At 68.1% G+C, this 25,741-nt stretch carries 23 protein-coding genes and 2 pseudogenes; 21 read left to right on the top strand and 4 right to left on the bottom strand.

Going from position 1 to position 25,741, the window contains the following annotated elements; all coding sequences use genetic code 11:
• Positions 1 to 10: 10 nt before the first annotated feature.
• From AB4Y75_RS07895 to AB4Y75_RS07875, 5 genes and pseudogenes are all read left to right on the top strand, one after another.
• A pseudogene (locus tag AB4Y75_RS07895) lies at positions 11 to 1,699 on the top strand (ribonuclease J); the annotation flags it as partial.
• A 56-nt stretch (positions 1,700 to 1,755) separates the two neighbouring features.
• Entirely contained in the window at positions 1,756 to 4,596 is a 2,841-nt protein-coding gene (locus tag AB4Y75_RS07890; protein ID WP_441435332.1) for a DNA translocase FtsK 4TM domain-containing protein, read from the top strand.
• 9 nt (positions 4,597 to 4,605) lie between these two features.
• On the top strand, positions 4,606 to 5,187 hold the full coding sequence (gene pgsA, locus AB4Y75_RS07885) for a CDP-diacylglycerol--glycerol-3-phosphate 3-phosphatidyltransferase (protein WP_441435331.1): 582 nt from the start codon (positions 4,606 to 4,608) through the stop codon (positions 5,185 to 5,187).
• Positions 5,180 to 5,695, top strand: a complete 516-nt coding sequence (locus AB4Y75_RS07880) for a CinA family protein (protein ID WP_441435330.1) — start codon at positions 5,180 to 5,182, stop codon at positions 5,693 to 5,695. Before pgsA ends, AB4Y75_RS07880 begins: the two co-directional genes overlap by 8 nt.
• Before the next feature lie 93 nt (positions 5,696 to 5,788).
• Positions 5,789 to 6,208 (top strand): helix-turn-helix domain-containing protein, encoded by a 420-nt coding sequence (locus tag AB4Y75_RS07875; RefSeq protein ID WP_066215327.1) that lies wholly within the window; start codon positions 5,789 to 5,791, stop codon positions 6,206 to 6,208.
• A 66-nt stretch (positions 6,209 to 6,274) separates the two neighbouring features.
• Here AB4Y75_RS07875 and AB4Y75_RS07870 read toward each other — a convergent pair whose 3' ends face one another.
• Entirely contained in the window at positions 6,275 to 6,808 is a 534-nt protein-coding gene (locus AB4Y75_RS07870; protein WP_441435329.1) for a MarR family winged helix-turn-helix transcriptional regulator, read from the bottom strand.
• A 75-nt stretch (positions 6,809 to 6,883) separates the two neighbouring features.
• Here AB4Y75_RS07870 and AB4Y75_RS07865 point away from each other — a divergent pair, with 75 nt between their 5' ends.
• The 6 genes from AB4Y75_RS07865 (at position 6,884) to dapF (ending at position 12,999) form a co-directional block, all read left to right on the top strand.
• On the top strand, positions 6,884 to 7,111 hold the full coding sequence (locus AB4Y75_RS07865) for a DUF3046 domain-containing protein (RefSeq protein WP_441435328.1): 228 nt from the start codon (positions 6,884 to 6,886) through the stop codon (positions 7,109 to 7,111).
• A 247-nt stretch (positions 7,112 to 7,358) separates the two neighbouring features.
• A complete protein-coding gene (recA, locus tag AB4Y75_RS07860; protein ID WP_441435327.1) occupies positions 7,359 to 8,411 on the top strand; it encodes a recombinase RecA in 1,053 nt (350 codons plus the stop codon).
• A gap of 331 nt (positions 8,412 to 8,742) precedes the next feature.
• Entirely contained in the window at positions 8,743 to 9,276 is a 534-nt protein-coding gene (locus AB4Y75_RS07855; RefSeq protein ID WP_441435326.1) for a regulatory protein RecX, read from the top strand.
• A gap of 150 nt (positions 9,277 to 9,426) precedes the next feature.
• Positions 9,427 to 10,941: a tRNA (N6-isopentenyl adenosine(37)-C2)-methylthiotransferase MiaB gene (miaB, locus tag AB4Y75_RS07850; RefSeq protein ID WP_441435763.1), complete on the top strand. Its 1,515-nt coding sequence runs from the start codon at positions 9,427 to 9,429 to the stop codon at positions 10,939 to 10,941.
• Between the two features lie 157 nt (positions 10,942 to 11,098).
• Positions 11,099 to 12,031 carry a tRNA (adenosine(37)-N6)-dimethylallyltransferase MiaA gene (miaA, locus tag AB4Y75_RS07845; protein ID WP_441435325.1) on the top strand — a complete coding sequence of 311 codons (933 nt, stop codon included), beginning with the start codon at positions 11,099 to 11,101 and terminating at the stop codon, positions 12,029 to 12,031.
• Between the two features lie 23 nt (positions 12,032 to 12,054).
• Positions 12,055 to 12,999 carry a diaminopimelate epimerase gene (dapF, locus tag AB4Y75_RS07840; protein ID WP_441435324.1) on the top strand — a complete coding sequence of 315 codons (945 nt, stop codon included), beginning with the start codon at positions 12,055 to 12,057 and terminating at the stop codon, positions 12,997 to 12,999.
• A gap of 119 nt (positions 13,000 to 13,118) precedes the next feature.
• On the opposite strand, the gene AB4Y75_RS07835 is transcribed toward dapF, so the two are convergent.
• On the bottom strand, positions 13,119 to 13,730 hold the full coding sequence (locus AB4Y75_RS07835; protein WP_441435323.1) for a class I SAM-dependent methyltransferase: 612 nt from the start codon (positions 13,728 to 13,730) through the stop codon (positions 13,119 to 13,121).
• 306 nt (positions 13,731 to 14,036) lie between these two features.
• Between AB4Y75_RS07835 and hflX the strand changes: the two genes are divergently transcribed.
• Together hflX and AB4Y75_RS07825 are read left to right on the top strand one after the other, a co-directional pair.
• A complete protein-coding gene (hflX, locus tag AB4Y75_RS07830; RefSeq protein ID WP_441435322.1) occupies positions 14,037 to 15,602 on the top strand; it encodes a GTPase HflX in 1,566 nt (521 codons plus the stop codon).
• Entirely contained in the window at positions 15,595 to 17,700 is a 2,106-nt protein-coding gene (locus AB4Y75_RS07825; RefSeq protein WP_441435321.1) for an ATP-dependent DNA helicase, read from the top strand. The genes hflX and AB4Y75_RS07825 overlap by 8 nt, the downstream gene beginning before the upstream one ends.
• Before the next feature lie 98 nt (positions 17,701 to 17,798).
• Here AB4Y75_RS07825 and lexA read toward each other — a convergent pair.
• A pseudogene (lexA, locus tag AB4Y75_RS07820) lies at positions 17,799 to 18,461 on the bottom strand (transcriptional repressor LexA); the annotation flags it as partial.
• Positions 18,462 to 18,847: 386 nt separating this feature from the next.
• Here lexA and AB4Y75_RS07815 point away from each other — a divergent pair.
• The 8 genes from AB4Y75_RS07815 (at position 18,848) to AB4Y75_RS07780 (ending at position 25,116) form a co-directional block, all read left to right on the top strand.
• Positions 18,848 to 19,201 (top strand): LysM peptidoglycan-binding domain-containing protein, encoded by a 354-nt coding sequence (locus AB4Y75_RS07815; protein ID WP_441435320.1) that lies wholly within the window; start codon positions 18,848 to 18,850, stop codon positions 19,199 to 19,201.
• Positions 19,202 to 19,329: 128 nt separating this feature from the next.
• A complete protein-coding gene (locus AB4Y75_RS07810) occupies positions 19,330 to 20,436 on the top strand; it encodes a histidinol-phosphate transaminase (protein ID WP_441435319.1) in 1,107 nt (368 codons plus the stop codon).
• Between the two features lie 107 nt (positions 20,437 to 20,543).
• Positions 20,544 to 21,158 (top strand): imidazoleglycerol-phosphate dehydratase HisB, encoded by a 615-nt coding sequence (gene hisB, locus AB4Y75_RS07805; protein ID WP_441435318.1) that lies wholly within the window; start codon positions 20,544 to 20,546, stop codon positions 21,156 to 21,158.
• Positions 21,155 to 21,931 carry an imidazole glycerol phosphate synthase subunit HisH gene (gene hisH / locus AB4Y75_RS07800; protein WP_441435317.1) on the top strand — a complete coding sequence of 259 codons (777 nt, stop codon included), beginning with the start codon at positions 21,155 to 21,157 and terminating at the stop codon, positions 21,929 to 21,931. Before hisB ends, hisH begins: the two co-directional genes overlap by 4 nt.
• A complete protein-coding gene (locus AB4Y75_RS07795) occupies positions 21,931 to 22,089 on the top strand; it encodes a hypothetical protein (RefSeq protein WP_441435316.1) in 159 nt (52 codons plus the stop codon). The genes hisH and AB4Y75_RS07795 overlap by 1 nt, the downstream gene beginning before the upstream one ends.
• 27 nt (positions 22,090 to 22,116) lie before the next feature.
• A complete protein-coding gene (gene priA / locus AB4Y75_RS07790) occupies positions 22,117 to 22,863 on the top strand; it encodes a bifunctional 1-(5-phosphoribosyl)-5-((5-phosphoribosylamino)methylideneamino)imidazole-4-carboxamide isomerase/phosphoribosylanthranilate isomerase PriA (protein WP_441435315.1) in 747 nt (248 codons plus the stop codon).
• A gap of 7 nt (positions 22,864 to 22,870) precedes the next feature.
• Positions 22,871 to 23,731, top strand: a complete 861-nt coding sequence (locus AB4Y75_RS07785) for an SseB family protein (protein WP_441435314.1) — start codon at positions 22,871 to 22,873, stop codon at positions 23,729 to 23,731.
• A gap of 56 nt (positions 23,732 to 23,787) precedes the next feature.
• The gene (locus AB4Y75_RS07780) at positions 23,788 to 25,116 is read left to right on the top strand and encodes an MFS transporter (RefSeq protein WP_441435313.1); all 1,329 of its coding nucleotides are present in this window, start codon (positions 23,788 to 23,790) and stop codon (positions 25,114 to 25,116) included.
• A 123-nt stretch (positions 25,117 to 25,239) separates the two neighbouring features.
• Here AB4Y75_RS07780 and AB4Y75_RS07775 read toward each other — a convergent pair whose 3' ends face one another.
• Positions 25,240 to 25,620, bottom strand: coding sequence for a DUF1844 domain-containing protein (locus tag AB4Y75_RS07775; RefSeq protein ID WP_441435312.1), 381 nt, complete (start codon positions 25,618 to 25,620; stop codon positions 25,240 to 25,242).
• Positions 25,621 to 25,741: the final 121 nt, after the last annotated feature.

Genomic DNA, 25,741 nt, shown 5'->3' with positions numbered 1-25,741 from the left:
GTAGCCAGATATGACCCAACTCGCGTTTCCCCACCTCACCACGCCTCCGAAGCTGGCCAAGGACACGCTCCGCATCGTCCCCCTGGGTGGCCTCGGGGAGGTGGGGCGCAACATGGCGGTCTTCGAGATCGCCGGAAAGCTCCTCATCGTCGACTGCGGCGTGCTCTTCCCCGAGGAGACCCAGCCGGGCGTGGACCTGATCCTGCCGGACTTCTCGTACATCGAGGACCGCGTCAATGACATCGTGGCCGTCATCCTGACGCACGGCCACGAGGACCACATCGGCGCCGTGCCGTACCTGCTGCGCCTCCGCAAGGACATCCCCCTGGTGGGTTCCCAGCTGACGCTCGCTCTCGTGGAGGCGAAGCTCGTGGAGCACCGCATCCGCCCGAAGACCATGGTGGTCGAAGAGGGCCAGGTGGAGCAGTTCGGCCCGTTCAACTGCGAATTCGTCGCCGTGAACCACTCGATCCCGGACGCCCTGGCCGTGTTCATCCGCACCGCGGGCGGAACCGTCCTGCACACCGGTGACTTCAAGATGGACCAGCTCCCGCTGGACGGCCGCATCACGGACCTCCGCCACTTCGCCCGCCTGGGCGAGGAGGGCGTGGACCTGTTCATGTCCGATTCCACCAACGCCGATGTGCCCGGCTTCACCACGGCGGAGAAGGAGATCGGCCCCACGCTGGACCGTCTCTTCGGCCAGGCCAAGAAGCGCATCATCGTGGCCTCCTTCTCCTCGCACGTGCACCGCGTGCAGCAGGTGCTCGACGCCGCCGCCAAGCACGGCCGGAAGGTCGCCTTCGTGGGCCGCTCCATGGTCCGCAACATGCAGATCGCCGCGAAGCTCGGCTACCTCGAAGTGCCGGACGGCATCCTGGTGGATCTGAAGAACGTGGACAAGCTTCCGGACGAGAAGGTCGTCCTCATGTCCACCGGTTCGCAGGGTGAGCCGATGGCCGCCCTGTCCCGCATGGCCAACGGCGACCACCGGGTCCAGGTGGGCCCAGGCGACACCGTCATCCTGGCCTCCAGCCTGATCCCGGGCAACGAGAACGCCGTCTTCCGCATCATCAACGGCCTGCTCAAGCTGGGCGCCGACGTGATCCACAAGGGCAACGCCAAGGTGCACGTCTCCGGCCACGCCGCCGCGGGCGAGCTCCTGTACTGCTACAACATCCTCGAACCGCTCAACGCCATGCCGGTGCACGGCGAGACGCGGCACCTGATCGCCAACGGCAAGATCGCCGAAGAGTCCGGCGTCCCCGGCGACAACATCGTGCTGGCGGACAACGGCACCGTGGTCGATCTCCACGACGGCCTCGCGAACATCGTCGGCCAGGTCGAGGTGGGCTTCGTCTACGTGGACGGCTCCAGCGTCGGTGAGATCACGGACGCCGATCTGAAGGATCGCCGCATCCTGGGCGACGAGGGCTTCATCTCGATCGTCACGGTCATCAACCGCACCACCGGAAAGGTGGTCTCCGGTCCGGAGATCCACGCCCGCGGTGTCGCGGAGGACGACGATGTCTTCGATGAGATCATCCCCAAGATCAACGCCGCCCTCGAGGAGGCCGTCGCGGAGCGCAAGGATCACACCACTCACCAGCTCCAGCAGGTGGTGCGCCGCGTGATCGGCACCTGGGTGAACCGCCGTCTGCGCCGCAAGCCGATGATCATCCCGGTGGTCCTGGAGGCCTCCGTAGAACCCCGGAAATCCGGGGTTCTACGGCGCTTCTGGGCTAGGGTGGGACTATGGCGACCCGCACCCCTTCCGCGCCAAAAGGCACCACGAAAAGCAAAACCGGCACCTCCACCTCGCGTGGGGGCTCTGGCCGGGCGACTGCTTCCAAGGCTGCGGCCGCCCGGCACCAGAATGCCGGAGCCGCCGAACAGCCGTGGATCGTCCGCGCCCTGGCCGGGGCCTACCTCGGCGTGGCGCATGCCGTCGGCGCGGGGGTGCGCAGGATCGGACGTGATGTCAGTGGGCTGGATCCCGAAGCCCGGCGCGACGGCGCGGCGCTGTTCAACCTGCTGCTGGCCGTCTTCATCGCCACCTTCGCGTGGTGGGGCCTGAGCGGCTGGCTGCCCGCCGTCGTCGGCTCCGTGGTCAACGGCACCTTCGGCTGGATGACCTATCTGCTGCCCCTCATGCTGGCCGTCTGCGGCGTCCGGCTCTTCCGCCACCCGGAGGACACCCGCGGGAACAACCGGATCGGCATCGGTTTCATCATCATGACGATCGCCGGCTCCGGTCTGGCGCACGTCATCGGCAGGCAGCCGAGTCCCTTCGACGGATTCGACGGCGTCCGCCGCGCCGGCGGGATGGTCGGTTTCCTGGTCGGCTCGCCGCTGGCGGCGGTCCACGTGGCCCTGCCGATCGCGCTGTACTCGTTCCTGGCCTTCACGTCGGTGCTGATCGTGACCGCGACCCCGTTCACGGCCATTCCCCGCAGGATCCGCGACGCGTACGAGCACCTCATGGGCATGGATCTTCAGGACCCTCTGTCCGCGGACGGCCACGACCGCAGCTATCTCTACGAGCATGACCGTCCCGCCAGGCCGGCCCGGAAGCGCCGGCTCTTCGGCCGTGACAAGGGCGGGGATGACCGCGCGGTGGAAGGCTACGCGGGCGATGAGGCCTTCGAACATGCCGTGATCGACGACGACGCGGACCGACTCGCGGCCGGCGCGGCTCCGGCGCCACGGACCAGCGCTCCTGCCGCCCCGGCGGTGCCGGCCGGCGTCCGCCGTCCCACGCAGTCCGAGCTGGCGCGCGAGAAGATCAAGGAACGGCAGGCGGCCCCCGAGACCGCGGGTCCGGACGACACCGCCACCCAGGCGCTGCCCGCCGTCGCGGCCACCACCGTGTTCAACGTGGAGCCGCAGAAGCCGCCGGTTCCGGCGCCGATTCCCCAGAGGACCGAGCAGCTCTCGCTGGCCGGTGACGTGACCTACACGCTGCCCAACGCCGACGCTCTGGTGGCCGGCAGCGTGCCGAAGGAACGCACCGAGGCCAACGACGCCGTCGTGGCCGCCCTGACCGACACCCTGCAGCAGTTCAACGTGGACGCCGCCGTGACCGGGTTCAGCCGTGGCCCGACGGTGACGCGGTACGAGATCGAGCTGGCGCCGGGCACCAAGGTGGAGCGCGTCACCGCGCTGTCCAAGAACATCTCCTACGCGGTGGCGAGTTCGGACGTCCGCATCCTGAGCCCCATCCCCGGCAAGAGCGCCATCGGCATCGAGATCCCGAACACGGACCGCGAGACCGTGTCCCTGGGCGACGTGCTGCGCAGCCAGAACGCGCGCCGGACCGAGCACCCCATGGTGATGGGCGTCGGCAAGGACGTGGAGGGCGGGTTCGTCGTGGCGAACCTCGCCAAGATGCCTCACATGCTCGTGGCCGGCGCCACCGGCGCGGGTAAGTCCTCGTTCGTGAACTCCATGATCACCTCGATCCTCATGCGCGCCACACCGGACGAGGTGCGGATGGTCATGGTCGACCCGAAGCGTGTGGAACTCACCGCCTACGAGGGCGTCCCGCATCTCATCACGCCGATCATCACCAACCCCAAGAAGGCCGCCGAGGCGCTTCAGTGGGTGGTCCGTGAGATGGACGCCCGGTACGACGATCTGGCGAACTACGGCTACAAGCACATCGACGACTTCAACAAGGCCGTCCGCGCAGGCAAGGTGGTCCCGCCGCCGGATTCCAAGCGCATCATCAAGCCGTACCCGTATCTGCTGGTGATCGTGGACGAGCTCGCGGACCTCATGATGGTCGCCCCGCGCGACGTCGAGGATTCGATCGTCCGCATCACCCAGCTGGCCCGTGCCGCCGGCATCCACCTGGTGCTCGCCACCCAGCGGCCCTCCGTGGACGTGGTGACCGGTCTGATCAAGGCCAACGTCCCGTCCCGCATGGCGTTCGCCACGTCCTCCGTCACCGACTCCCGCGTGGTCCTGGACCAGCCGGGCGCCGAGAAGCTCATCGGCCAGGGCGACGCGCTGTTCCTGCCCATGGGAGCCTCCAAGCCGATGCGTGTCCAGGGCGCCTGGGTCAGTGAGTCCGAGATCCACAAGGTCGTGGAGCACGTCAAGGGCCAGCTCCAGGTGACCTACCGGGACGATGTGGCCGCCGAGGCGCCCAAGAAGCAGATCGACGACGACATCGGGGACGATCTGGACCTCCTGCTGCAGGCCACCGAACTGGTGGTCACCACGCAGTTCGGTTCCACGTCCATGCTGCAGCGCAAGCTCCGCGTGGGCTTCGCCAAGGCCGGCCGCTTGATGGACCTCATGGAGTCCCGGGGCGTCGTCGGGCCGTCCGAGGGCTCCAAGGCCCGCGACGTCCTGGTCAAGCCGGACGATCTGGGCGCCGTCCTCGCCACGATCCGCGGGGACGATGTCCCGGCCGCGCCGGACAGCACCACCGAGGCGCTGGCGGACAACGCCAATGCGAACCACCAGATGGGCGACTACGGCGTGGACCTGGTCCAGCAGGACCTCGACGCCCGCAAGCAGGCGGGTGACTACGGCGGCGACGACGATGATGACGAGGGCGAAGACGCGTGGCAGCTGACCGGACGGTAGCCTGAGAACGTGAGCGGAACCCCGACGTCGCAGGTCTGGAACCTGCCCAACATCCTGACCATGCTGCGGATCGCCCTGGTCCCGTTTTTCGCTTGGTTCCTGCTCGCGGACGCGGGGGAGCACGGCCTGTGGCGCTGGGCGGCCCTGGTGGTGTTCGCCGTCGCGATGTACACCGACAAGCTGGATGGCGACATCGCGCGCGCCCGCGGGCTGATCACGGATTTCGGCAAGATCGCCGATCCGATCGCGGACAAGCTCCTGACCGGAGCGGCCTTCGTGATCCTGTCCGTCCTCGGGGAGATCCCCTGGTGGGCCACGGTGATCATCCTGGTGCGGGAGTGGGGCATCACCCTGCTGCGCCTGGTGGTCATCCGGTATGGTGTCATCCCGGCCTCCAGCGGCGGCAAGATCAAGACCGTGCTCCAGACGGCCGTGCTGTTCCTGTATCTCCTGCCGTTCACGGCGCAGTGGGCCTGGCTGGGCGTGGTCGCCTTCGTGCTGCTCCTGGCCACCGTGGCCGTCACACTGGTGACCGGCCTGCAGTATGTCTTCCTGTCGGCACGGCTCATCCGAGGCGGAACCCGTGCCTGATGCCTTTTCCGCGACGGTCCGCGAGACCGTGGAGCTCGCGATCTCCCGTGGAATCACCGTCGCCACCGCGGAGTCCCTGACAGCGGGGCTCGTGGCGGCCCGGCTGGCCGACGTGCCCGGGGCCTCGGCCGCCTTGCACGGGGGAGTCGTGTCGTATCACAACGAGGTGAAGGAACAGGTGCTGGGCGTCAGCGGCGAGCTGCTGGCCGAGCGTGGTTCGGTGGACCCGGACGTGGCGCGGCAGATGGCGGAGGGAGCGCGCCGTTCCTGCGGTGCGGACCTGGCCGTGAGCACCACCGGTGTGGCCGGTCCGGATTCCCACGACGGCAAAGCGGTGGGCACCGTGTTCATCGGCATCGCGGACGCGCAGGGGTCCCGGGCGTTCGCCCATCATTTCGTCGGTGGCCGGGAGCAGATCCGTGAAGCGGCATTACGCGGCGCGATCGGTCATTTGCTGGAGGCACTCCGTGAGTTCCCTGGGAAACAGCCCCCGGGGAACAAAAGCTGAGAGCCGGGAGTTACTTTAGTGTCGCCATCACAAGGGTGATGGTCATAGGATGAAATTCAGGCCGAGGCCTGAACGAAGGAGCAAGCGATACACATGGTCAAGCAGCCCGTATCCGTGAACGGCGTGGTCCGCTGGAAGGATGTGGGCCTACTCGATCCGGCACAGCACGAAGCGAAGGAGCGCAAGATGGTGATCCTACGTCACGAGATCGGTGACGTCCTCCGCGATGTCCGTCAGCGCCAGGGACGCACACTGCGGGAAGTCTCCCACAGCGCGCGGGTTTCGCTCGGATATCTGAGTGAGGTCGAGCGCGGCCAGAAGGAGGCCTCCTCCGAGCTGCTCTCCTCGATCTGCTCGGCATTGGACGTTCCGCTGTCCAGCATGCTCCGTGAGGTCAGTGACCGTGTGGCCGTGGCCGAGGGCGTCGCCGTCCCGGACACCGTCCCGCAGGACTTCACCCAGCGCTACGGACGCGGCCTGGGAGACGAGCTGGAGCTCGTCGGGAGCCGCTGAGAGCGGCAGAACTGAATACGGGAAGGCCCCGGCGCACTTCGTGTGCCGGGGCCTTCCCGTGGGCGCTCACAGCCCGTCGCGCTCGTAGATGGTGTTGAGGCGTTCCAGGTTCTCCGCCAGCGCGTCCAGAGCCGGGGTGTCCCATTCGCCCAGCCGCTGCCGGAAGATCTCCCGCCGGGCGTCCTGCACGCGGGCCATGGTGGCTTCGCCGTGGTCGGTGAGATGCAGCAGCTGTGCCCGGCCGTCCAGGGGATCGGCGTCCTTCGCCACCAGACCCAGCTGCATCAGGAAGGTGACCTGCCGGCTCACGGTGGGTTTCCCGACCCCGATCAGCCCCGCCAGCTCGGTCAGGCGGATGGGTCCCTGCCGGCGGAGGATGGACAGCAGGCCGTACGCCGAAGGGTCCATGTCCGGGTGGACCTGCCGTGACAGGCGCAGCGAGACGGCGCGGCCGCGCCTCCACAACAGGCTGAGCTGGTGCTCGACGGCGTGGATCGCCTCGTCCAGGCGCTCACCTTCCGGCGTGCCCGGCGGCGGAGCCGCCGTGTCTCGGGGGTCGTCACCGGGGGCGGGGGCGCCGGTGCTCTCGGCTGGGGTCATGGGTCCATTCTAGTTTGGCCGCCGGTGCCGCCTGGCCCGACGGCGTCCGGGTCCGGCACGTGAGAAGCTGGTCCGATGCGACGTTCCCAGTTCTGGCAGTTGATGGAAGACGAGTTCGGTGCGTCCTATGCGCGCCATCTGGCCGCGAACCTCGCACTGCGTGAGCTGGGAAGCCGGACACCGGACCAGGCCGTCCGCGACGGCCAGGACCTGAGGTCGATCTGGCTGGCGGTCTGCGAAGCCCAGGATGTCCCGGAGGAGCGGCGGCTGGGCAAGGACCCCAAGGCGGCCAGAAAAGGCTGAAGGGCGGGATTCTTCCGACGGGTTCCTCCAACACGCCGTGAAATCATTCGAATAGTTGTTCGAATGGCGCTAGGCTGAGAAGCAGATAAACACACGGCTGAGTTGTCCACATGAGCAAGGTCGCGGGAATTAATGTCAGTCCTGCTGCCTAGTCTCGTCAGTAAGGGTTCCCGGAGAGGGAACTGACGATTCAAGTCATCACCTTCGCCGGGCCGTACGGGTCCGCGAACCAGACAAGGGGTATGTCATGGCGGCAGCAACACCGGACCGCGCCAAAGCTCTTGAAGCGGCACTGGCCCAGATCGACAAGCAATTCGGCAAGGGATCCATCATGCGGCTCGGGGATGACACCCGTGCTCCCATCGAAGTGATCCCCACGGGTTCCATCGCCATGGACGTGGCTCTGGGTATCGGGGGCCTGCCGCGCGGACGCGTGGTGGAGATCTACGGTCCGGAATCCTCCGGTAAGACCACGGTCGCCCTGCACGCCGTCGCCAACGCCCAGCGCAATGGCGGCCTGGCGGCCTTCATCGACGCCGAGCACGCTCTGGACCCTGAGTACGCGGGCAAGCTGGGTGTGGACACGGACGCCCTGCTGGTCTCTCAGCCGGACACCGGTGAGCAGGCCCTGGAGATCATGGACATGCTGGTCTCCTCCGGTGCTCTGGACATCATCGTCATCGACTCCGTGGCGGCTCTGGTGCCTCGCGCGGAAATCGAAGGCGAGATGGGTGACAGCCACGTGGGTCTCCAGGCCCGCTTGATGAGCCAGGCGCTCCGTAAGATCACGGGCCGTCTGAACCAGACCAAGACCACGGCCATCTTCATCAACCAGCTGCGTGAGAAGATCGGTGTCTTCTTCGGCTCCCCGGAGACCACCACCGGTGGTAAGGCGCTGAAGTTCTACGCATCGGTCCGCATCGATGTGCGCCGTATCCAGACCCTCAAGGAGGGTGCTGACTCGGTGGGTAACCGCACCAAGGTCAAGATCGTCAAGAACAAGATGGCTCCGCCCTTCAAAACCGCTGAGTTCGACATCATCTACGGCCAGGGCATCTCCCGTGAGGGCGGCATCATCGACATGGGCGTGGAGCACGGCATCATCAAGAAGTCCGGTTCCTGGTACACCTACGACGGTGACCAGCTCGGTCAGGGCATGGAGAACTCCCGTCGTTTCCTCCGGGACAATCCCGATCTCGCCGATGAGCTGGAGCGCCTCATCAAGGAGAAACTCGGCGTGGGCCAGGCTGCCCTGGTCGAGGAGGAGAACCCGAAGCTGAAGGCCGTCGACGGGTACTGAGTTGGGGCGTTCTGAGCAGCATTCCGCTGAACACGAGGGCGCAGAGAACGCACGCGCAGAAATCACGGGCGCTGAACACGAGAGCCCGCACCGCTGGAGCCCTGGCATGTCGATGCCGGGGCTCCAGCCCGCTTCGGCGCTCTCCAAGCCGACGGGCCCGCCCCAGGAACTTCCGTGGAGCCAGGATGAGGCGAGCCCCGGGAACGGGCCTGGCTCGGCACGGCGTTGGGTGGGCGGCGGTGGCCGTGGTTCGAGTTCCGGCTCCCGGGCAGTGGGTCGTGGCCGGGCTCGACGAGCGGGATCGTCCGAAACCACGGAGTCTCCCGAAGCCGTGGAGACCGTGCCCCCGGCGCCCGAACTGGACCGTGACGCCGATCCGGAATCTGTCGCCCGCACCATCGTCCTGCGTCAGTTGAGTGCCGGGCCGAGGACCCGTCATCAGCTCGCCACCAAACTCAAGGACCGTGACGTGCCGGAGACGGCCGCGACGGCCGTGCTGGACCGCTTCGAGGAACTCCGGCTCATCAACGACGCCGAATTCGCCGATCTCTGGGTGCGGAGCAGGGCCGAGAACCGGCACCTGGGGTCTGCCACTCTGCGGAGGGAACTCCGCGAGAAAGGCGTGGCGGACCACTTGATCGAGTCCGCGCTGCAGCAGCTCTCCGCCGACGACGAGCGGGAATCGGCCCGGCACCTCGTGGCCAGGAAGCTTGCGCGCGTGGACCGGGCGTCGCTGGACCGGACCGAGAAGGACAAGCACACCCGCAGGCTCGTGGCGATGCTGGTCCGCAAGGGGCATTCGCCGGGGGCGGCCTTCGCCGTCGTGGCCGAGGAGCTGAACCGCGAGGACGAATCCTGGGACTGAGCGCCTTCCGTTCCTGAGCCCGGACGGGTGAACGCGATCGTTTCCAGGAGGCGAAAGGGGACCTGCCGGTCCCGGTACCCTTGAAAGGTGAGCGTGAGCATTCCTTCTTCGACTTCTTCCGTCTCTCCGGACTCCCTCGGTTCTCCCTCGGTGGGACAGGACGTTCCGGAAGGCGCAGCTCCCCGCACCTACCAGGTGCGCACCTTCGGCTGCCAGATGAACGTCCACGATTCCGAGCGGATGTCCGGTCTGCTGGAGGACGCCGGTCTGGTTCCCGCCACCGGGGAACTGGCGGACGTCATCGTCTTCAACACCTGCGCCGTTCGCGAGAACGCGGACAACAAGCTGTACGGGCACCTCGGGCAATTGCGTCCCGTGAAGGAGAAACACCCCGGGATGCAGATCGCCGTGGGCGGCTGCCTGGCCCAGAAGGACCGCGAGACCATCCTGCAGAAGGCGCCCTGGGTGGACGCCGTGTTCGGCACCCACAATGTGGGAGCGCTGCCCGCACTCCTCGAGCGCGCCCGGCACAACGCCAAGGCCGAACTGGAGATCCTGGAGTCCCTCGAAGTCTTCCCCTCCACGCTGCCCACCAAACGCGATTCGGTGTACTCCGGCTGGGTCTCCATCAGTGTCGGCTGCAACAACACCTGCACCTTCTGCATCGTCCCCTCACTGCGTGGCAAGGAGCGTGACCGCCGGCCGGGCGAGATCCTCGCCGAGATCCAGGCCCTGGTGGACGACGGCGCCATCGAAGTCACCCTGCTCGGGCAGAACGTGAATTCCTACGGCGTCGAATTCGGGGACCGTCAGGCCTTCAGCAAGCTCCTGCGCGCCTGCGGGGACATCGAAGGGCTCGAGCGGGTCCGGTTCACGAGTCCTCACCCGGCGGCCTTCACGGATGACGTCATCGCCGCCATGGCGGAGACCCCCAACGTCATGCCGCAATTGCACATGCCGCTGCAGTCGGGCTCGGACAAGGTCCTCAAGGACATGCGCCGCTCCTACCGGTCCACGCGATTCCTCGGCATCCTCGACAAGGTGCGGGAGCGGATCCCGCACGCCGCCATCTCCACGGACATCATCGTCGGATTCCCCGGCGAGACCGAGGAGGACTTCCAGGCCACTCTGGACGTGGTGGAGAAGTCCCGATTCGCCACGGCCTTCACCTTCCAGTACTCCAAGCGCCCGGGTACCCCCGCCGCGGAGCTTGAAGGGCAGCTGCCGAAGGCCGTGGTCCAGGAGCGTTACGAGCGGCTGATCGCTCTGCAGGACCGGATCGCCGCCGAGGAGAACGCCAAGCAGGTGGGCCGCGAAGTCGAGATCCTGGTCGCAGCCCAGAGCGGCCGCAAGGCGGACCGGACGCATCGCCTCAGCGGTCGCGCCAAGGACCAGCGCCTGGTCCATTTCACCGTGCCGGAGGGCGCGGAGACCCCCCGTCCCGGAGACCTGGTCACCGTGACCATCACCGAGGCCGCTCCGTTCCACCTCATCGCCGATCCCCGTGACGCCTCGGAGTACCAGCTCCGGAGGTCCCGTTCCGGGGACGCCTGGGACCGTGCACAGGCCGACTCCTGCGGTGTCCCGTCCGGCGGAACCGCCGGAACGGCGCCGGGCAAGGGCGTCCTCCTCGGCATGCCGAAGCTGCCCACCCCGGTTCGATGACGGCCTTCTCCAACCGGGTTCCTCGCTCAACGGCCGCGGTCCTGGGGCGGGCGACGGCGGAGGTCCCCGGAACAGCGCTTCGTCCGGGTGAGGGCGCCTCTCCCGTCGCGACCGTCCACCGAAGCACCGGCGCACCACGGACTGCGGAGCTGCCCGCATGACCCAGCCAACCCGCCCGCTGCCGCTCCTCGCCGTCGTCGGGGCCACCGGAACGGGCAAATCCGAACTGGGCCTCCGCCTCGCCGAACGCCTGGGCGGGGAGATCATCAACGCGGATGCGATGCAGTTCTACCGCGGCATGGATATCGGCACCGCAAAACTCAGCGTCGCCGAGCGCGAAGGAGTGCCTCACCATCTGCTGGACGTGCTGGACGTGGTCGAGGAGGCCAGCGTCAGCGACTTTCAGACTCAGGCCCGTGCGCTGATCGAGGAGATCCGCGGCAGGGGAGCGGTGCCCATCCTGGTCGGAGGGTCCGGGCTGTACGTCCGGGCCGCGCTGGACGTGCTGGAGTTCCCCGGCACCGACCCGGAGCTGCGCGCCGCTCTCGAAGCGGAGGCGGCCACCCGTGGCCTGGCACCGCTGCGGGAGCGTCTCCGGGCGGTCGATCCCGTGAGCGCCGAACGCCTGCAGGACGAACGCCGGGTCATCCGTGCGCTTGAAGTGCATCAGCTCACCGGGCGGCCCTTCAGCTCGTTCATGCCGACGCGCGAATACGCTCAGCCCGCGCTCCAGCTCGGGTTGGAGGCGGACCGTGAGGTGCTCAAGGAACGCCTGGCGCTGCGGGTCCACCGCATGGTCGACCAGGGTCTGGAGGACGAGGTCCGTGCGCTCGACGCCCATGACCTGCGTCAGGGCAGGACGGCCGGCCGGGCGATCGGATACGCCCAGTTCCTCGCGGCGCAGGACGGTATTCTGAGCGTGGCGGAAGCGATCGAGGACACGATCGTGGCCACTCGGAAGTTCGCCCGGCGCCAGCTGACCTGGTTCCGCGCCGATCCCCGGATCCACTGGCTGGACTGGACCGCACCGGACCTCGTGGACCAGGCACTGCGCCGGGTGGAGGACGAGTTCCCGGGTTCGGTCGCTTAGGTGAACATCTGTACGCTGGACGTATGACTGAGACGCTTCCCGCACCCGCCGCCGTCGTCCTCGCCGGACTCAGCGGTCTGGAGTTCGCCAAGGGCCATGGGACCGGCAATGACTTCGTGCTGATCGCCGACCCCGAAGGGCAGCGGCACCTCAGCGCCGAGCAGGTCGCCGTGCTGTGTGACCGGCACCAGGGCATCGGCGGGGACGGCCTCATCCGGGCGGTTCCGTCCCGGTTCCTGGCCGAGGGCCAGGAGCTTCTCGCAGTCGAGCCGGACGCCGAATGGTTCATGGATTACCGCAACAACGACGGCTCCATCGCCGAGATGTGCGGCAACGGAGTACGGGTCTTCGTCCACTTCCTGCTGGATTCCGGGCTGGCCCGTCTGGAGGAGGGGGCCCTCCTCAAGATCGGCACGCGGGCCGGCGTCAAGGTGGTCACCTTGGTTTCCGAGGGATACGCGGTGGACATGGGGCCGTGGGCCTTCATCCATCCCGAAGAGGCCGCCGAACGGGCCGTCGATTCGCTCGTGACCGCCCGGGGTCTCGACGGCGAGCGTCCTGCGCTCTCCATCACCATGGGCAATCCCCACACGGTCCTGGCGCTTGCCGGGCTCGAGGAACTGGAAGCACTGCCCCTCACCGAGATCCCGACCGTGCATCCCACCCCGCCGAACGGCACGAATGTCGAGTTCGTGGTGCCCGCGGAGCCGCTCGTCCAGAACGGCAAGGGCCATGTGAGCATGCGGGTGCACGAGCGCGGAGTGGGGGAGACCCAGTCCTGTGGCACGGGTGCGTGCGCGGCCGCTGCAGCCATCCGTTACTGGGCCGGGTCGAGCGCCCCCGCGACGTGGGACGTCCGGGTGCCCGGCGGTGTGGTCGGGGTCGAATTCCTGCCCGCCGCCGCGGACGGGGAGCACGTGGTCCTCAGCGGTCCCGCGACCATCGTGGCACGCGGCCGCCTCTCCTGAGCGGGCCGCCACGGCGGCGTGATCGACGCTTGAAACGCGCGACGACGGCGGGGCCTCCCGCCGTCGTCGTCGCATCTGAGCGACCGGCGGCCGCGCCGGCCGGAGCCGGGAGCCGGACGTCAGCCCTTCCGGACCACTTTGAGGACGCGGAACGACTTGGAGGTCGAGAAACGGGACACGGCGAATCCGCCCGGGAGCGTCTCAGCCAGCCACTTCTGCAGGGAATCCGAGCCGAGGTTCTTCTGGACCACCAGGAAGGCTTCGCCGCCGGGGTTCAGGCGGGGGAGCCAGAGCAGCAGGAGCTCGTGGAGCTCGGCTTTGCCGATCCGGATGGGCGGATTGGACCAGATGAGGTCGAACCCGAGCTGCGGGTCGACCTCCTGGGGCAGCGAAGCCGCGACGTTCTCCAGGCCGAGCGTGGCCGCGTTCTCAGTGGTCAGCGCGATGCACCGCTGATTGACGTCCACCGCGGTGACCCGCGCAGCCGGGGACTTGAGGGCGAGCGTCAGGGCGATGGGCCCCCAGCCGCAGCCGATGTCGAGGAACGAGCCCTCGGCCGGAGGTTCGGGCACCTCGTCCAGGAGGATCGTGGTGCCCTTGTCGATGGCGTCAGGACTGAAGATCCCGGTCGAGGTGTGCAGGGAGCGTTCCCGGCCGTCCAGAACGGCGGTGAGGGGCTTGCGGATGAACTCGCCGGCCGGCTCGCTGCTGAAGTAGTGTGCGGACTCCATGCGTGCAACCTTAGTGGGCCGGGAGCAGGCGCGGGAGCTGGTAGAATGGTCCAATGCTGTTGTTCCTGTAATGAGTCCCGGCCCCGCGCCCCGCTTCCCGATATGTATCCGAGTGAAGCCGGCTTCCGCGTGGCACCGGTCGACCCCGTGACCCTGACCCCAGTGGTGCGGTACTGCAGGAATCCCTTTCGTGTGACCCTCCGGTTTCCGGAAGACGAGCTTTTTCCTTTCCGCACCTCAATTCACCATTAGCCCCTGTTGTCGGAGCCTCCGGCTAGCATGGGACCGAACGCTTTGAGGGAGACCATGACTGAACAGACTCATTCTGGTTCTGAACTGAGCCCGGAGGAGATGCAGGCCGTCATCGACCGCATCCTCGCCACCGATTCCGAGTCGGTGCAACCGGAAGCGGGGGCCGGCTCCGGCACCCCCCGCAAGACCGTGCTGGGCTCCAGGGCCCAGGCGCTGTCCACCCTGGACAAGGAACACAGCGAGTTCGACGGCCTGCAGCAGGACCTCGCCGAACGGCGCGCACTGCGCCGTGTGGCCGGCCTCTCGACCGAACTCGAGGACGTGACCGAGGTCGAGTACCGGCAGCTCCGTCTGGAGCGCGTGGTGCTGGCCGGTCTGTGGACCGAGGGCACGCTCGCCGACGCGGAGAACTCCCTGCGGGAGCTGGCCGCACTCGCCGAGACCGCCGGTTCCGAGGTGCTCGACGGGCTCGTGCAGAAGCGTCTCAAGCCGGACCCCGGGACCTTCCTCGGTTCCGGCAAGGCGCTGGAACTGCGCGACATCGTCATGGCCACCGGCGCCGACACCGTGGTGGTGGACTCCGAGCTCGCCCCGTCTCAGAGGCGCTCCCTGGAGGACATCGTCAAGGTGAAGGTCATCGACCGCACCGGCCTCATCCTGGACATCTTCGCCCAGCACGCCAAGAGCCGCGAGGGCAAGGCCCAGGTGGAGCTGGCGCAGCTCGAGTACCTGCTTCCGCGCCTGCGTGGCTGGGGTGAATCCATGTCCCGTCAGGCCGGTGGCCAGGTGGGCAGCGGTGGCGCCGGCATGGGTTCGCGTGGTCCCGGTGAGACCAAGATCGAGCTGGACCGCCGGAAGATCCGCAACCGCATGGCCAAGCTGCGCCGGGAGATCGACGCCATGAAGCCGGCCCGCGAGGCCAAGCGGGCCAACCGCAAGCGTCACGAGGTCCCCTCGGTCGCGATCGCCGGATACACCAACGCCGGCAAGTCCTCGCTGCTGAACCGGCTCACGGACGCCGGGGTCCTGGTGGAGAACGCCCTGTTCGCCACGCTGGATCCCACCGTGCGCCGCGCTCAGACGCCGGACGGTATCACCTACACGCTGGCGGACACGGTGGGCTTCGTGCGCTCCCTGCCCACACAGCTGGTGGAGGCGTTCCGCTCCACGCTGGAGGAAGTGGCCGATTCCGACCTCATCCTGCATGTGGTGGACGCGTCGCATCCGGATCCGGAAGGGCAGATCGCGGCCGTCCGCCAGGTGTTCACCGAGGTGGATGCACGGAAGGTCCCCGAGATCATCGTGCTCAACAAGGTGGACGCCGCGGATCCGTTCGTGGTGGAACGCCTCAAGCAGCGGGAACCGCGGTGCCTGGAGGTGTCCGCCCGTACCGGCGCCGGCATTCCGGAGCTGCTCGCGGAGATCAGCCGCTCCATCCCACGTCCCGATGTGCGGATGGAGCTCCTCGTGCCGTACCAGCGGGGTGACCTGCTGAACAAGCTGCACGAAGGTGAGTCGGAGATCCTCAGCATCGAGCACACCGGGGAGGGCACCCGCGTCACCGTGGTGGTCCGGGAATCCCTGGCCGCGGAACTGGAGCAATTCGCCATCCATGAGTGAGACGCCCGCGGCCCCGCAGGAGCCGGAGGAGGAGACCAGGAGGGACAGCCCCGCCATCCGGCGCGCGCTGTCCCTCCTGGACACCGCCGTCGGCAGCCTGGGAGGCCAGAACCGCCCCGGCCAGCATGAAATGGTGCGGCAGGTCGCCGCGTCCCTTGAGGAACAGCGGCACCTGCTGGTCCAGGCCGGCACCGGCACGGGAAAGTCGCTGGGGTATCTGGTGCCCGTCATCGATGATGCGGTGCGCAACGGCCACCGCGCGGTGATCTCCACCGCGACCCTCGCCCTGCAGGCCCAGATCATGGGACGTGACCTTCCCCGCTTGCTGGAGACGGTCACGCCCGAACTGCCGCGCCCCGTGAAGACCGCGCTCGTGAAGGGACGCTCCAACTACTTGTGCCTGCACAAGGTGGGCGGCGGTTTCCCGGACGAGGACGCTTCGGACGATCAGCTCTTCGGCGTGGGGGCCGACGGCGCGCTGTTCAGCTCGAACAACGGGCCAAGCCTCGGCAACGGGCCCGGAACCCAGCTGGGCCGGGAGATCCTGCGTCTGCGGGAGTGGGCGCAGGAGACGGACACCGGCGACCGGGACGATCTGACTCCCGGAGTCTCCGAGCGGGCGTGGCGGCAGGTGTCCGTCACGGCGCTGGAATGCCTGGGGCCGTCCAGGTGCCCCATGTCCGAGGAGTGCTTCAGCGAACGTGCCCGGGCCACGGCCGCGGAGTCCGATGTGATCGTCACCAACCACGCCATGCTCGCGATCAACGCGTTCGAAGGTGTGGCGGTGCTTCCGGAGTACGACGTGGTGGTCGTGGACGAGGCCCATGAGTTGCAGGATCGCGTCACCAGCGCGGTCACCGGCCAGCTCTCGGAGGCCATGGTGACGGCGGCCGCGAGGGCGGCCCGTCGTCACGCCCGTGTGAATGTCGAGGCGCTGGATGCGGCCGCCGGCGGCCTGGAGTCCGAACTGGCGCAGCTGTCCACCGGTCTGCTGCCCCGCGGCCCGGAGGAGCCGCTGGGGCGGGCCATCGACGCCGTGCGCGAAGCCTGCCGTGCCGCGCTGTCCGATTCGAAACCCGAACAGGGACAGCCCGTCGACGGAGCCCTGCAGGCGGCCCGCTCACGCCTGACGCAGCTCCTCGAAGTCTGCGAACGGCTCCTCGTGGCCGCTGAACGCAAAGAGGTCGTCTGGCTGACCCGCAGCGGCACCTTCGAGCCGGGCGCCGGGTATCGCCCCGCCGACGACGACGCCCCCGCCACGGTGACGGTGGCGCCTCTCAGCGTGGCCATGAAGCTGCGCGACGGGCTGTTCGACGGGCACACCGCGATCCTCACCTCCGCGACGCTCGCGATCGGAGCCGCCTTCGAACAGGCCGCCGGCGACGTCGGTCTGCAAGGCCCGGGCGCTCCCGACTGGGTGGGCGTGGACGTCGGTTCACCGTTCGATTACCCGCGCCAGGGCATGCTGTACGTGGCGCGGCATCTCCCCAAGCCGGGACGCGGCATCTCGCCGGAAGCGCTCGACGAGGTGGTGGAACTCATCAAGGCCTCGGGTGGAGGCGCCCTGGGGCTCTTCTCCTCCCGGCGTGCCGCGGAGGAGGCGGCCGACTACGTCCGTGAACGGGTGGACGTGCCGATCCTCTGTCAGGGGGAGGCGACCATGAGCTCCCTCATCCAGGAGTTCTCCGAGGACAGGGACACCTGTCTCTTCGGCACGCTGACCCTGTGGCAAGGCGTCGACGTCCCGGGCGACTCCTGCCGCCTGGTGATCATGGACCGGATCCCGTTCCCCCGGCCGGACGACCCGCTCAACACGGCCAGGTCCCGCGCTGTCGCCCAGAACGGCGGCAACGGCTTCATGGCGATCTCCGCGAGCAGTGCTGCCATCAAGATGGCGCAGGGCGCGGGCCGCCTGATCCGTTCCACCGGCGATAAGGGTGTCGTGGCGGTCCTGGACTCCCGGCTCGCGACCGAACGCTACGGCGGATTCATCCGTTCCACCCTGCCGCCGTTCTGGCCCACCACCGACCGGCAAGTGGTGCTTGGCGCCCTTCAGCGGCTCTCCGGGAGCGAAGAGGCTGCTGCTGCGAACACGTGAGACGGAAAACGATACGGCAGGGGCCCGAGCGGTGATCCGCTCGGGCCCCTGCCGTATCCCCGTCTGCCGGACACGGCGCCTGTCTGCAGTGCGCGCGCCTACAGGGAACGCAGCACGGACACCACTTTGCCCATGACCGTGGCGTGGTCTCCGAGGATGGGCTCATAGCGCGTGTTCTGAGGAAGCAGCCAGGTGTGGCCGTCCCGCTGGCGGAAGGTCTTCACGGTGGCCTCGTCGTCCAGAAGGGCCGCGACGATGTCGCCGTTCTCCGCGTTGTTCTGACGGCGGACCACCACCCAGTCGCCGTCGCAGATCGCCGCGTCGATCATCGAGTCACCCGCCACCTGAAGCATGAACAGCTCACCGTGACCCACCAGCTGGCGGGGGAGCGGCATGACGTCCTCGACCTGCTGATCCGCCAGGATGGGACCGCCGGCCGCGATACGTCCGACGAGCGGCACCATGGCCGCGTCGGACGAGGTGCTGAGCTCCGCCACGACGGACCGCGGCGCCGGCAGCTCGGTGACCTGGGGCCTCTCCCGGGTGTCCAGGGTCAGCGGGATGAGGATCTCCATCGCGCGGGGGCGCTTCGGATCACGGCGGATGTAACCGAGCCGCTCCAGCTGGCTCAGCTGGTGGGTGACGCTGGAGAGGCTCGCGAGACCCACCGTGTCCCCGATCTCCCGCATCGACGGCGGATAACCCTTCGCCTCCACCGACCGCTGGATGGTCTCCAGGATCTTCTTCTGGCGTGGAGTGAGGCCGCGGTTGCCCGGCGTCCTGCCGGGCCCGGCTTCGTTCGATGAACTCCTGGCCATCTGTCACTCCCTGGATCTGGTGTGCGGATCCCGGCCTCCGGGGGAGGACGGGTGCTGCCTGTCGCATCGCCGTTTCGGTGGGACCCGGCGAAATTTTTGTCAGTGCCTCCTGGTGAGCTGTTCACCAAGGGGACCCTTCTTGCCTCCAACGCTAGGCCAGGAGGATGCCCGAATCAAACATTTGTTCTAGCGAGTCTTGACAGTGTTCGTAGGTATGTCCTAAAAATAGTAGTAACAAGATTCGAATACATGTTCGAATCAAGCTGGATGTACGGCGTATTGCCATCGAACGTAGATGCCAAGCGGCGTGATGGAAGCGAGGAATCGAAATGTCAGCACAGGCTGTTGCGATCATCGGAACGCACACTGCTCCGCGTATGCGGTTGACCCGGCGCGGGCGGTTCGTCTTCTTCGGCCTACCGGCCGCGCTGCTGCTCGCCGCGATCATCACCTTCGCGCTGGGCACCTTGCTCACCCCGGCGATCGCGAGCGACGCGCACAGCGTCAGTTCCGTCACCCAGACGGTCGTGGTGCAGCCCGGGGACACGGTCTGGGACATCGCTCAGCGGGTCGCCCCTGGACGCGACACCCGCGAGGTCGTCGGTGAGATCGCCCGTCTGAATGACATGAAGGCGTCGGAGCTGGTGGCCGGTCAGGAACTGTTCGTCCCGGCCCAGCGCTGAATCCTACGCAGCGCTGAATCCAACCCGGCGTTGAGTTCAACCCGTCGCTGAATCGGGCCATCGGTGCGGACCGTGTGGCCTGGAGCAACAATTCAAGGCGGGGGAGCCGGGCAAACTAGACTGTACGGGTGAGCGAACAAATGCAGCGCTTGGCGAAGCTTCCCCTGCGAGACAATCTCCGGGGAATCAGCCCCTACGGTGCCCCTCAGATCGATGTCCCGGTGCTTCTGAACGTCAATGAGAACACCCATGGCGTCCCCGCTCCGGTGGTTCAGGCCATCACGGAAGCCGTGACGCATGCTGCCACCACCCTCAACCGTTACCCGGACCGCGAGTTCACGGAACTGCGGACCGCATTGGCCGAGTACCTCGGTCACGGATTGAGCGCTGAGAACATCTGGGCCGCGAACGGCTCCAACGAAGTGCTGCAGCAGATCCTCCAGGCTTTCGGCGGCCCCGGACGCACCGCACTGGGTTTCCCCCCGACGTACTCCATGTACCCCCTGCTGGCCAGCGGCACGGACACCGCCTATGTGAAGGGTGTCCGCGACGCCGACTTCGAGCTGTCCGCGGAATCCGCTGCGCGTCAGGTGCGCGAACTCGGCCCCGACGTCGTGTTCCTCTGTTCCCCGAACAACCCCACCGGCACCAGGCTCGGGCTGGACGTCGTCGAAGCCGTGTATGAGGCCGGCGAGGCGAGCCGGACCATCGTGATCGTCGACGAGGCGTACCATGAGTTCGCTCACGAAGGCACCCCGAGCGCCCTGACACTGCTGCCCGGACGGGAACGCCTGATCGTCAGCCGCACCATGAGCAAGGCCTTCGCCCTGGCCGGCGCCCGGCTGGGCTATCTGGCGGCGGCTCCCGAAATCGCCGACGCCCTGCGGCTGGTCCGTCTGCCGTATCACCTCTCGGCCATCACCCAGGCGACCGCCCTCGCCGCGCTCAACCATCGCGAACTCCTCATGGCCGACGTGGAGGACATCAAGGTCCAGCGCGACCGGATCGTGACGGAGCTCGAGGACATGGGGCTGAAGCCGGCCTCCTCGGACTCCAACTACGTGTTCTTCGGCGGCCTCGAGGATCCCGCGGCCATCTGGCAGGGCCTGCTGGACGCTGGAGTCCTGATCCGCGACGTCGGCATCCCGGGACATCTCCGGGTGACCGCCGGCACGGAGGCGGAGACGACGGCATTCCTGAACCGGCTCCGGGAACTGCTCGGGCGCACCGCCTAGCCCTCGTGGCGCACAGACTTGTCCGGGAGACCGGAACCGGCGGGCGGCCCGGAGCCGCCGCCGACCAACGACATTCACACAGCACGCGACCTGAAGGAGTCTCCCGCATGAGCGCAGCGAGCACGCCCCGCACCGCCAGCATGGAACGCAGCACCAGCGAGTCGAGCGTATTCGTCAGCATCGACCTCGACGGGACCGGTGTCGCTGAGATCAGCACCACCGTCCCGTTCTACGATCACATGCTCAACGCGCTCTGCAAGCATTCCCTGATCGACCTGACGGTCCGGGCGACCGGTGACACGCACATCGACGCCCACCACACGGTGGAGGACGTGGCCATCACCTTCGGCGAGGTGCTCAAGAAGGCCCTTGGCGACAAGGCGGGCATCCGGCGCTTCGGTGACGCGACGGTTCCTCTGGACGAAGCGCTGGCGCGCGCCGTCGTCGACGTGTCCGGGCGTCCTTACCTGGTGCACGAGGGTGAGCCCGCCGGTCAGGAATACCACCTGATCGGGGGCCACTTCACCGGCTCGCTGACCCGGCACATCTTCGAGGCGATCACGCTCCATGCGGGCATCTGCCTCCACATGGACGTGCTGCGGGGCCGCGATCCGCACCACATCGTCGAGGCGCAGTTCAAGGCGTTCGCCCGCGCCCTCCGGGCGGCCATCGAACCCGATCCGCGGGTGGAGGGCATCCCGTCCACGAAGGGAGCCCTGTGAGCGAGCAGCAGAACGGCCCATCGGTCCCCGCGCAGTCCCTGCAGGACGGCGCGGTCCGTGACGCACACACCGGCCGGACCCCGGAGAGCCCGGAGGGCAAGCCGACCGTCACCGTGCTGGACTACGGGTCCGGCAACGTGCGTTCGGCCGTGCGCGCCCTGGAGGCGGCCGGCGCCCAGGTGACCCTGAGTGCCCGGCCCGAGGACGTCCTGAACGCCGACGGACTGGTCGTCCCCGGCGTCGGCGCGTTCGCGACCGTCATGAAGGAACTCAAGGACGTCGACGCGATCCGTCTGATCGGCCGCCGGGTGGCCGGAGGCCGTCCGGTGCTGGCCATCTGCGTGGGTCTCCAGGTGCTCTTCGAAAAGGGCGTCGAGCACGGTGTCGAAGCCGAAGGCATGGGCGAGTGGCCCGGCACGGTGGAGCTGCTGCCGGCCTCCGTGGTGCCGCACATGGGCTGGAACACCGTCAAGGCCCCCGAGGGAAGCCTGCTGTTCGACGGTGTGGAGGACGAGCGGTTCTACTTCGTGCACTCCTACGGCGTGCAGAACTGGGACTTCGACGTCACCCAGCCGCACATGGCCCCGCCGCAGGTCACCTGGTCGGAGCACGGCGCCCCGTTCATCGCCGCCGTCGAGAACGGCCCGCTGAGCGCAACCCAGTTCCACCCCGAGAAGTCCGGAGAAGCCGGAGCGCGCCTGCTCCGCAACTGGGTCGGCTCGCTGCGCAAGGGCCGCAAACCCTCCTCCCCGGAGGCGGGTGCGGATTCCTGATGTGGTCCATTCTCCTGATGGGCCTGGGCGGCCTGCTGATCGGCGGAGGCATCTCCTTCGTCCAGCAGAAGAAACCGCGCTGGCTCAGCATCGCCTTCTTCGTCCTGGCCGCCATGGCCCTGGTCGCCGCATACCTGTTCACCCTTGACTCGAAATAGGCGCCCCGCGCGCCGCCCGGAGGGATCATGACCCAGACCCAGCTTCCCGTTCTCGAACTGCTGCCCGCCGTCGACGTCGTCGACGGCCAGGCGGTCCGCCTCGTCCAGGGCGAGGCCGGCAGCGAGACCAGCTATGGCACCCCGCTGGAAGCCGCCCTCAACTGGCAGCAGAGCGGGGCCGAATGGGTCCATCTGGTGGATCTCGACGCCGCGTTCGGCCGGGGCGACAACGCGGAGATCCTGCGCGAAGTCGTGAACTCGCTGGAGCTCAAGGTCGAACTCTCCGGCGGACTTCGCGACGACGCCAGCCTGGAACGCGCACTCGTGGACCTCGGCGTCGCCCGGGTGAACCTCGGCACCGCCGCGCTGGAGAACCCCGAGTGGACCGCCAGGGCGATCGAGCGCTTCGGTGACCGGATCGCCGTGGGGCTGGACGTCCGCGGGACCACCCTCGCCGGCCGCGGCTGGACCCAGGAGGGCGGTGACCTCTGGGAGGTCCTCGCCCGGCTCGAGGATGCCGGGTGCGCCCGGTACGTCGTCACCGATGTGACGAAGGACGGCACGCTGCAGGGCCCCAACGTCGAGCTGCTGAAGCAGATGGTGGAGAAGACCGGTAAGCCCGTGGTGGCCTCCGGCGGCATCTCCAGCCTCGCCGATCTGGAAGCTCTGCGCGCTCTGGTGCCGCTCGGCGTCGAAGGCGCGATCATCGGCAAGGCGCTGTACTCGGGCGCGTTCACGCTTCCCGAGGCGCTCGACGTCGCCGGTCGCCGCTGAGGCCGTCATGACGGAGCGACGCGAACTTCCCGGTCACATCGCCGCAGCCCTCGCCGGGGCCGGTGGACCGACCGACTCGGCCGGGCGTCCCTGGGCGGGCCGCTCGCTGGCCGGCGAGGACTCCCACATCCACAACTTCGAGAACGACGACGGCGAGGCGAACCCGGGGCTGGCCGCGGCCCTGAGCGCTTTGCGCTCCGGAACCGGGGGAGAGGACGGCGTCCTGTCCGCGCTGGCGACCTCCAGGGTGTTCATCCCGATCGTGGCGCAGCTGGCCGAGGAAGGCGAGGGCCACGAGGGCCTGCACGCCGACAAGCAGGCGGACATGGCCATGGTCACCATGCAGGCGCCGGACGGCCGGATCGCCATGCCGGTCTTCAGCTCCGTCGGGGCTCTGGAGAAGTGGCATCCGGAGGCCCGTCCGGTGGCCGCCTACGCCGCACGTGCAGCCCTGTCCGCGGTCTCGGAGAAGGCACAGCTGCTCGTGCTCGACCCCGGTGGCGACTTCACGTTCGTGGTGCGCCGCGCCCCGCTGTGGGCCCTGGCCCAGCAGAAGCCGTGGATGCCGTCCTACCAGGACCCGGATGTCGCGGAAGCCTTCCGGGAGAGTGCCGTGGGGCACCCGGAGGTGGGGGAGATCCTGCTGCGCCGCGGTTCCGGAGTGGCCTCCCGCGACGCACAGGGCGAGGAGGTCCCCGGCGGCGGGCTGGGGCCGGAACTCTGCGTGGTGCTGGCGCTCAAGCCCGGCTTGGAGTCGGCCCAGGTCAGTGCACTGGTGTCCGCTTTACAGCAGAGCTGGGCAGGAAATGAAACACTTGCTGAGGGTGTTGATTCGATCGAGGTCAAAGTCACCCTTCATCACAGCTGATCCTCCGTGCCGGGAAGCGCGGGGCGGTCACGACTCGCGCAAAGGAATAAGCTCACGTGAACTTCGCACGGTACAAGGAACTCCTGGCTGAACGGGATGTCCGCTGGCTGCTGCTGGTGGGGATGATCGCCAGGATTCCGCATTCCGCGTCGGGGATCCTGCTCACCCTCCACATCGTGCTGACGTTGGGGAAGGGTTTCGCCGAGGCGGGCGCCGCGGCTGCGCTGTTCACCATCGGCATCGCAGTCGGCGCTCCGTGGCGCGGACGCCGGGTGGACGTGGCGGGTCTCCGTGTGGCGCTGATCCCGTCGATCATCTCGGAAGCGATCATCTGGACGGTCATCCCGCACGTGTCCTATGAGTGGATCCTGCCGCTCGCCCTGGTGGGCGGGGTCTTCAGCCTGCCGATCTTCAGCGTGATCCGTCAATCGCTGGGCGTGCTGGTCCACGGCGAGAAGATGCGCACCGCGTATGCGCTCGACTCGATCGCCACGGAACTGGTCTTCATGATCGGCCCTGCCGTCGCGGCGGTTCTGGCCACCAACTGGTCCACGGTCTGGGGCCTGACCCTGGTCGGCTGGCTCACCGCTCTGGCCGGCCTGTTCCTGGTCTGGATGAATCCGCCGACCCGCCGCGAAGGGGTGGCCACGGCCGACGAGGAGCAGGAGCAGCGCACCGCCGAATGCGCCGCGGCCGAGCACGCGGTGGCCGACACCGCGGCCGGCAATCCGCAGGGCGCCGCGGGCGAGCTGCTGGAAGTGGCCACCCGTCCGCCCGGACCCGCGGTGGCGGAACGCGAGAACGCCCGGCACCGCCTGGTGAAGTCGTTCTCCTGGATCAGTGGCGCGCTCGTGGCGGTGTTCCTGACGGCGGCCGGCGCCGGTCTGGTGCTCAGCGGCACGGACGTTTCGATCGTCGGACTGCTGCGCCAGCACGGCAATGAGGCCGAGCTGGGCATCGTGTTCTTCTTCTGGTGCGCGTCCTCCATGGTGGGCGGCATCATCTACGGCGCCATGAAGTGCAAGATCTCACCGATGCCGCTTCTGCTGGCGATGGCCGTGCTGACGATTCCCATGGGCTTCGCACAGGACACGTGGTCGCTGGCGCTGCTGTCGAATCTGCCCGGACTCCTCTGCGCCCCGGTGCTCTCCTCCGCCTCAGAACACGTGGCGGATCTGGTGGACGAGGACCGCCGCGGCGAGGCGATGGGCTGGTACGGCTCCTTCCTCACCGCCGGAACCGCGCTCGGTTCGCCGATGACCGGCCTCTTCATCGACCGGATCGGCCCGTGGTCCGGTTTCGTCGCCATCGGCGTGGCCGGTGTGCTCCTGGTCGCGGTGGCGATGGGCGCCCGGGCGATCAGGCGCAAGCTCGCGTCGGTCTGATCCACCACCACATCCCCGGGCGGCCGGCCTGCGGGAGCCGGCCCTCACTCCGCGAACGACGACGGCGGGGCGCCACCTTCTCCGGGTGGTGCCCCGCCGTCGTCGGGTGCTGGAGGTTCCGCGTCAGCTGACGGGGCCGGTGAACTTCTCGCCGGGGCCCTTGCCGGGCTCGTCCTTGATGAGGGAGGCCTCGCGGAAGGCGAGCTGCAGGGTGCGCAGGCCGTCACGCAACGGACCGGCGTGCTGGGAGCCGACCTCCGGGGCGGCGGCCGTGATGAAACCGGCCAGCGCGGTGATGAGCTTGCGGGCTTCGTCCAGGTCCTTGAGGTCTTCGGCCTGCGGATCGTCAGCGAGGCCCAGCTTCACGGCGGCCGCGCTCATGAGGTGGACGGCGGCGGTGGAGATGACCTCGACCGCGGGGACTTCGGCGATGTCCCGGGTGTGCCCGGCGGCTGCGTCGCTGCCAGCAGCGGTGCCGTGGTCTTCGTGTTCAAAAGTGCTCATTTGATAAGCTTGGCACAGACCAACTGGGAGTCGTTACCCGACGCGGACACTGTGTGAGCGCGCCGTTCGCATACCTGCGCCGATGTCGTGTAAGATTTACTCTTAGTTTGCAAGTGGAGAT

It is taken from the genome of Arthrobacter sp. RAF14, from assembly GCF_052114185.1.
Classification (GTDB): domain Bacteria; phylum Actinomycetota; class Actinomycetes; order Actinomycetales; family Micrococcaceae; genus Arthrobacter_E.
This window is presented reverse-complemented; position numbering and strand designations above follow the sequence as displayed.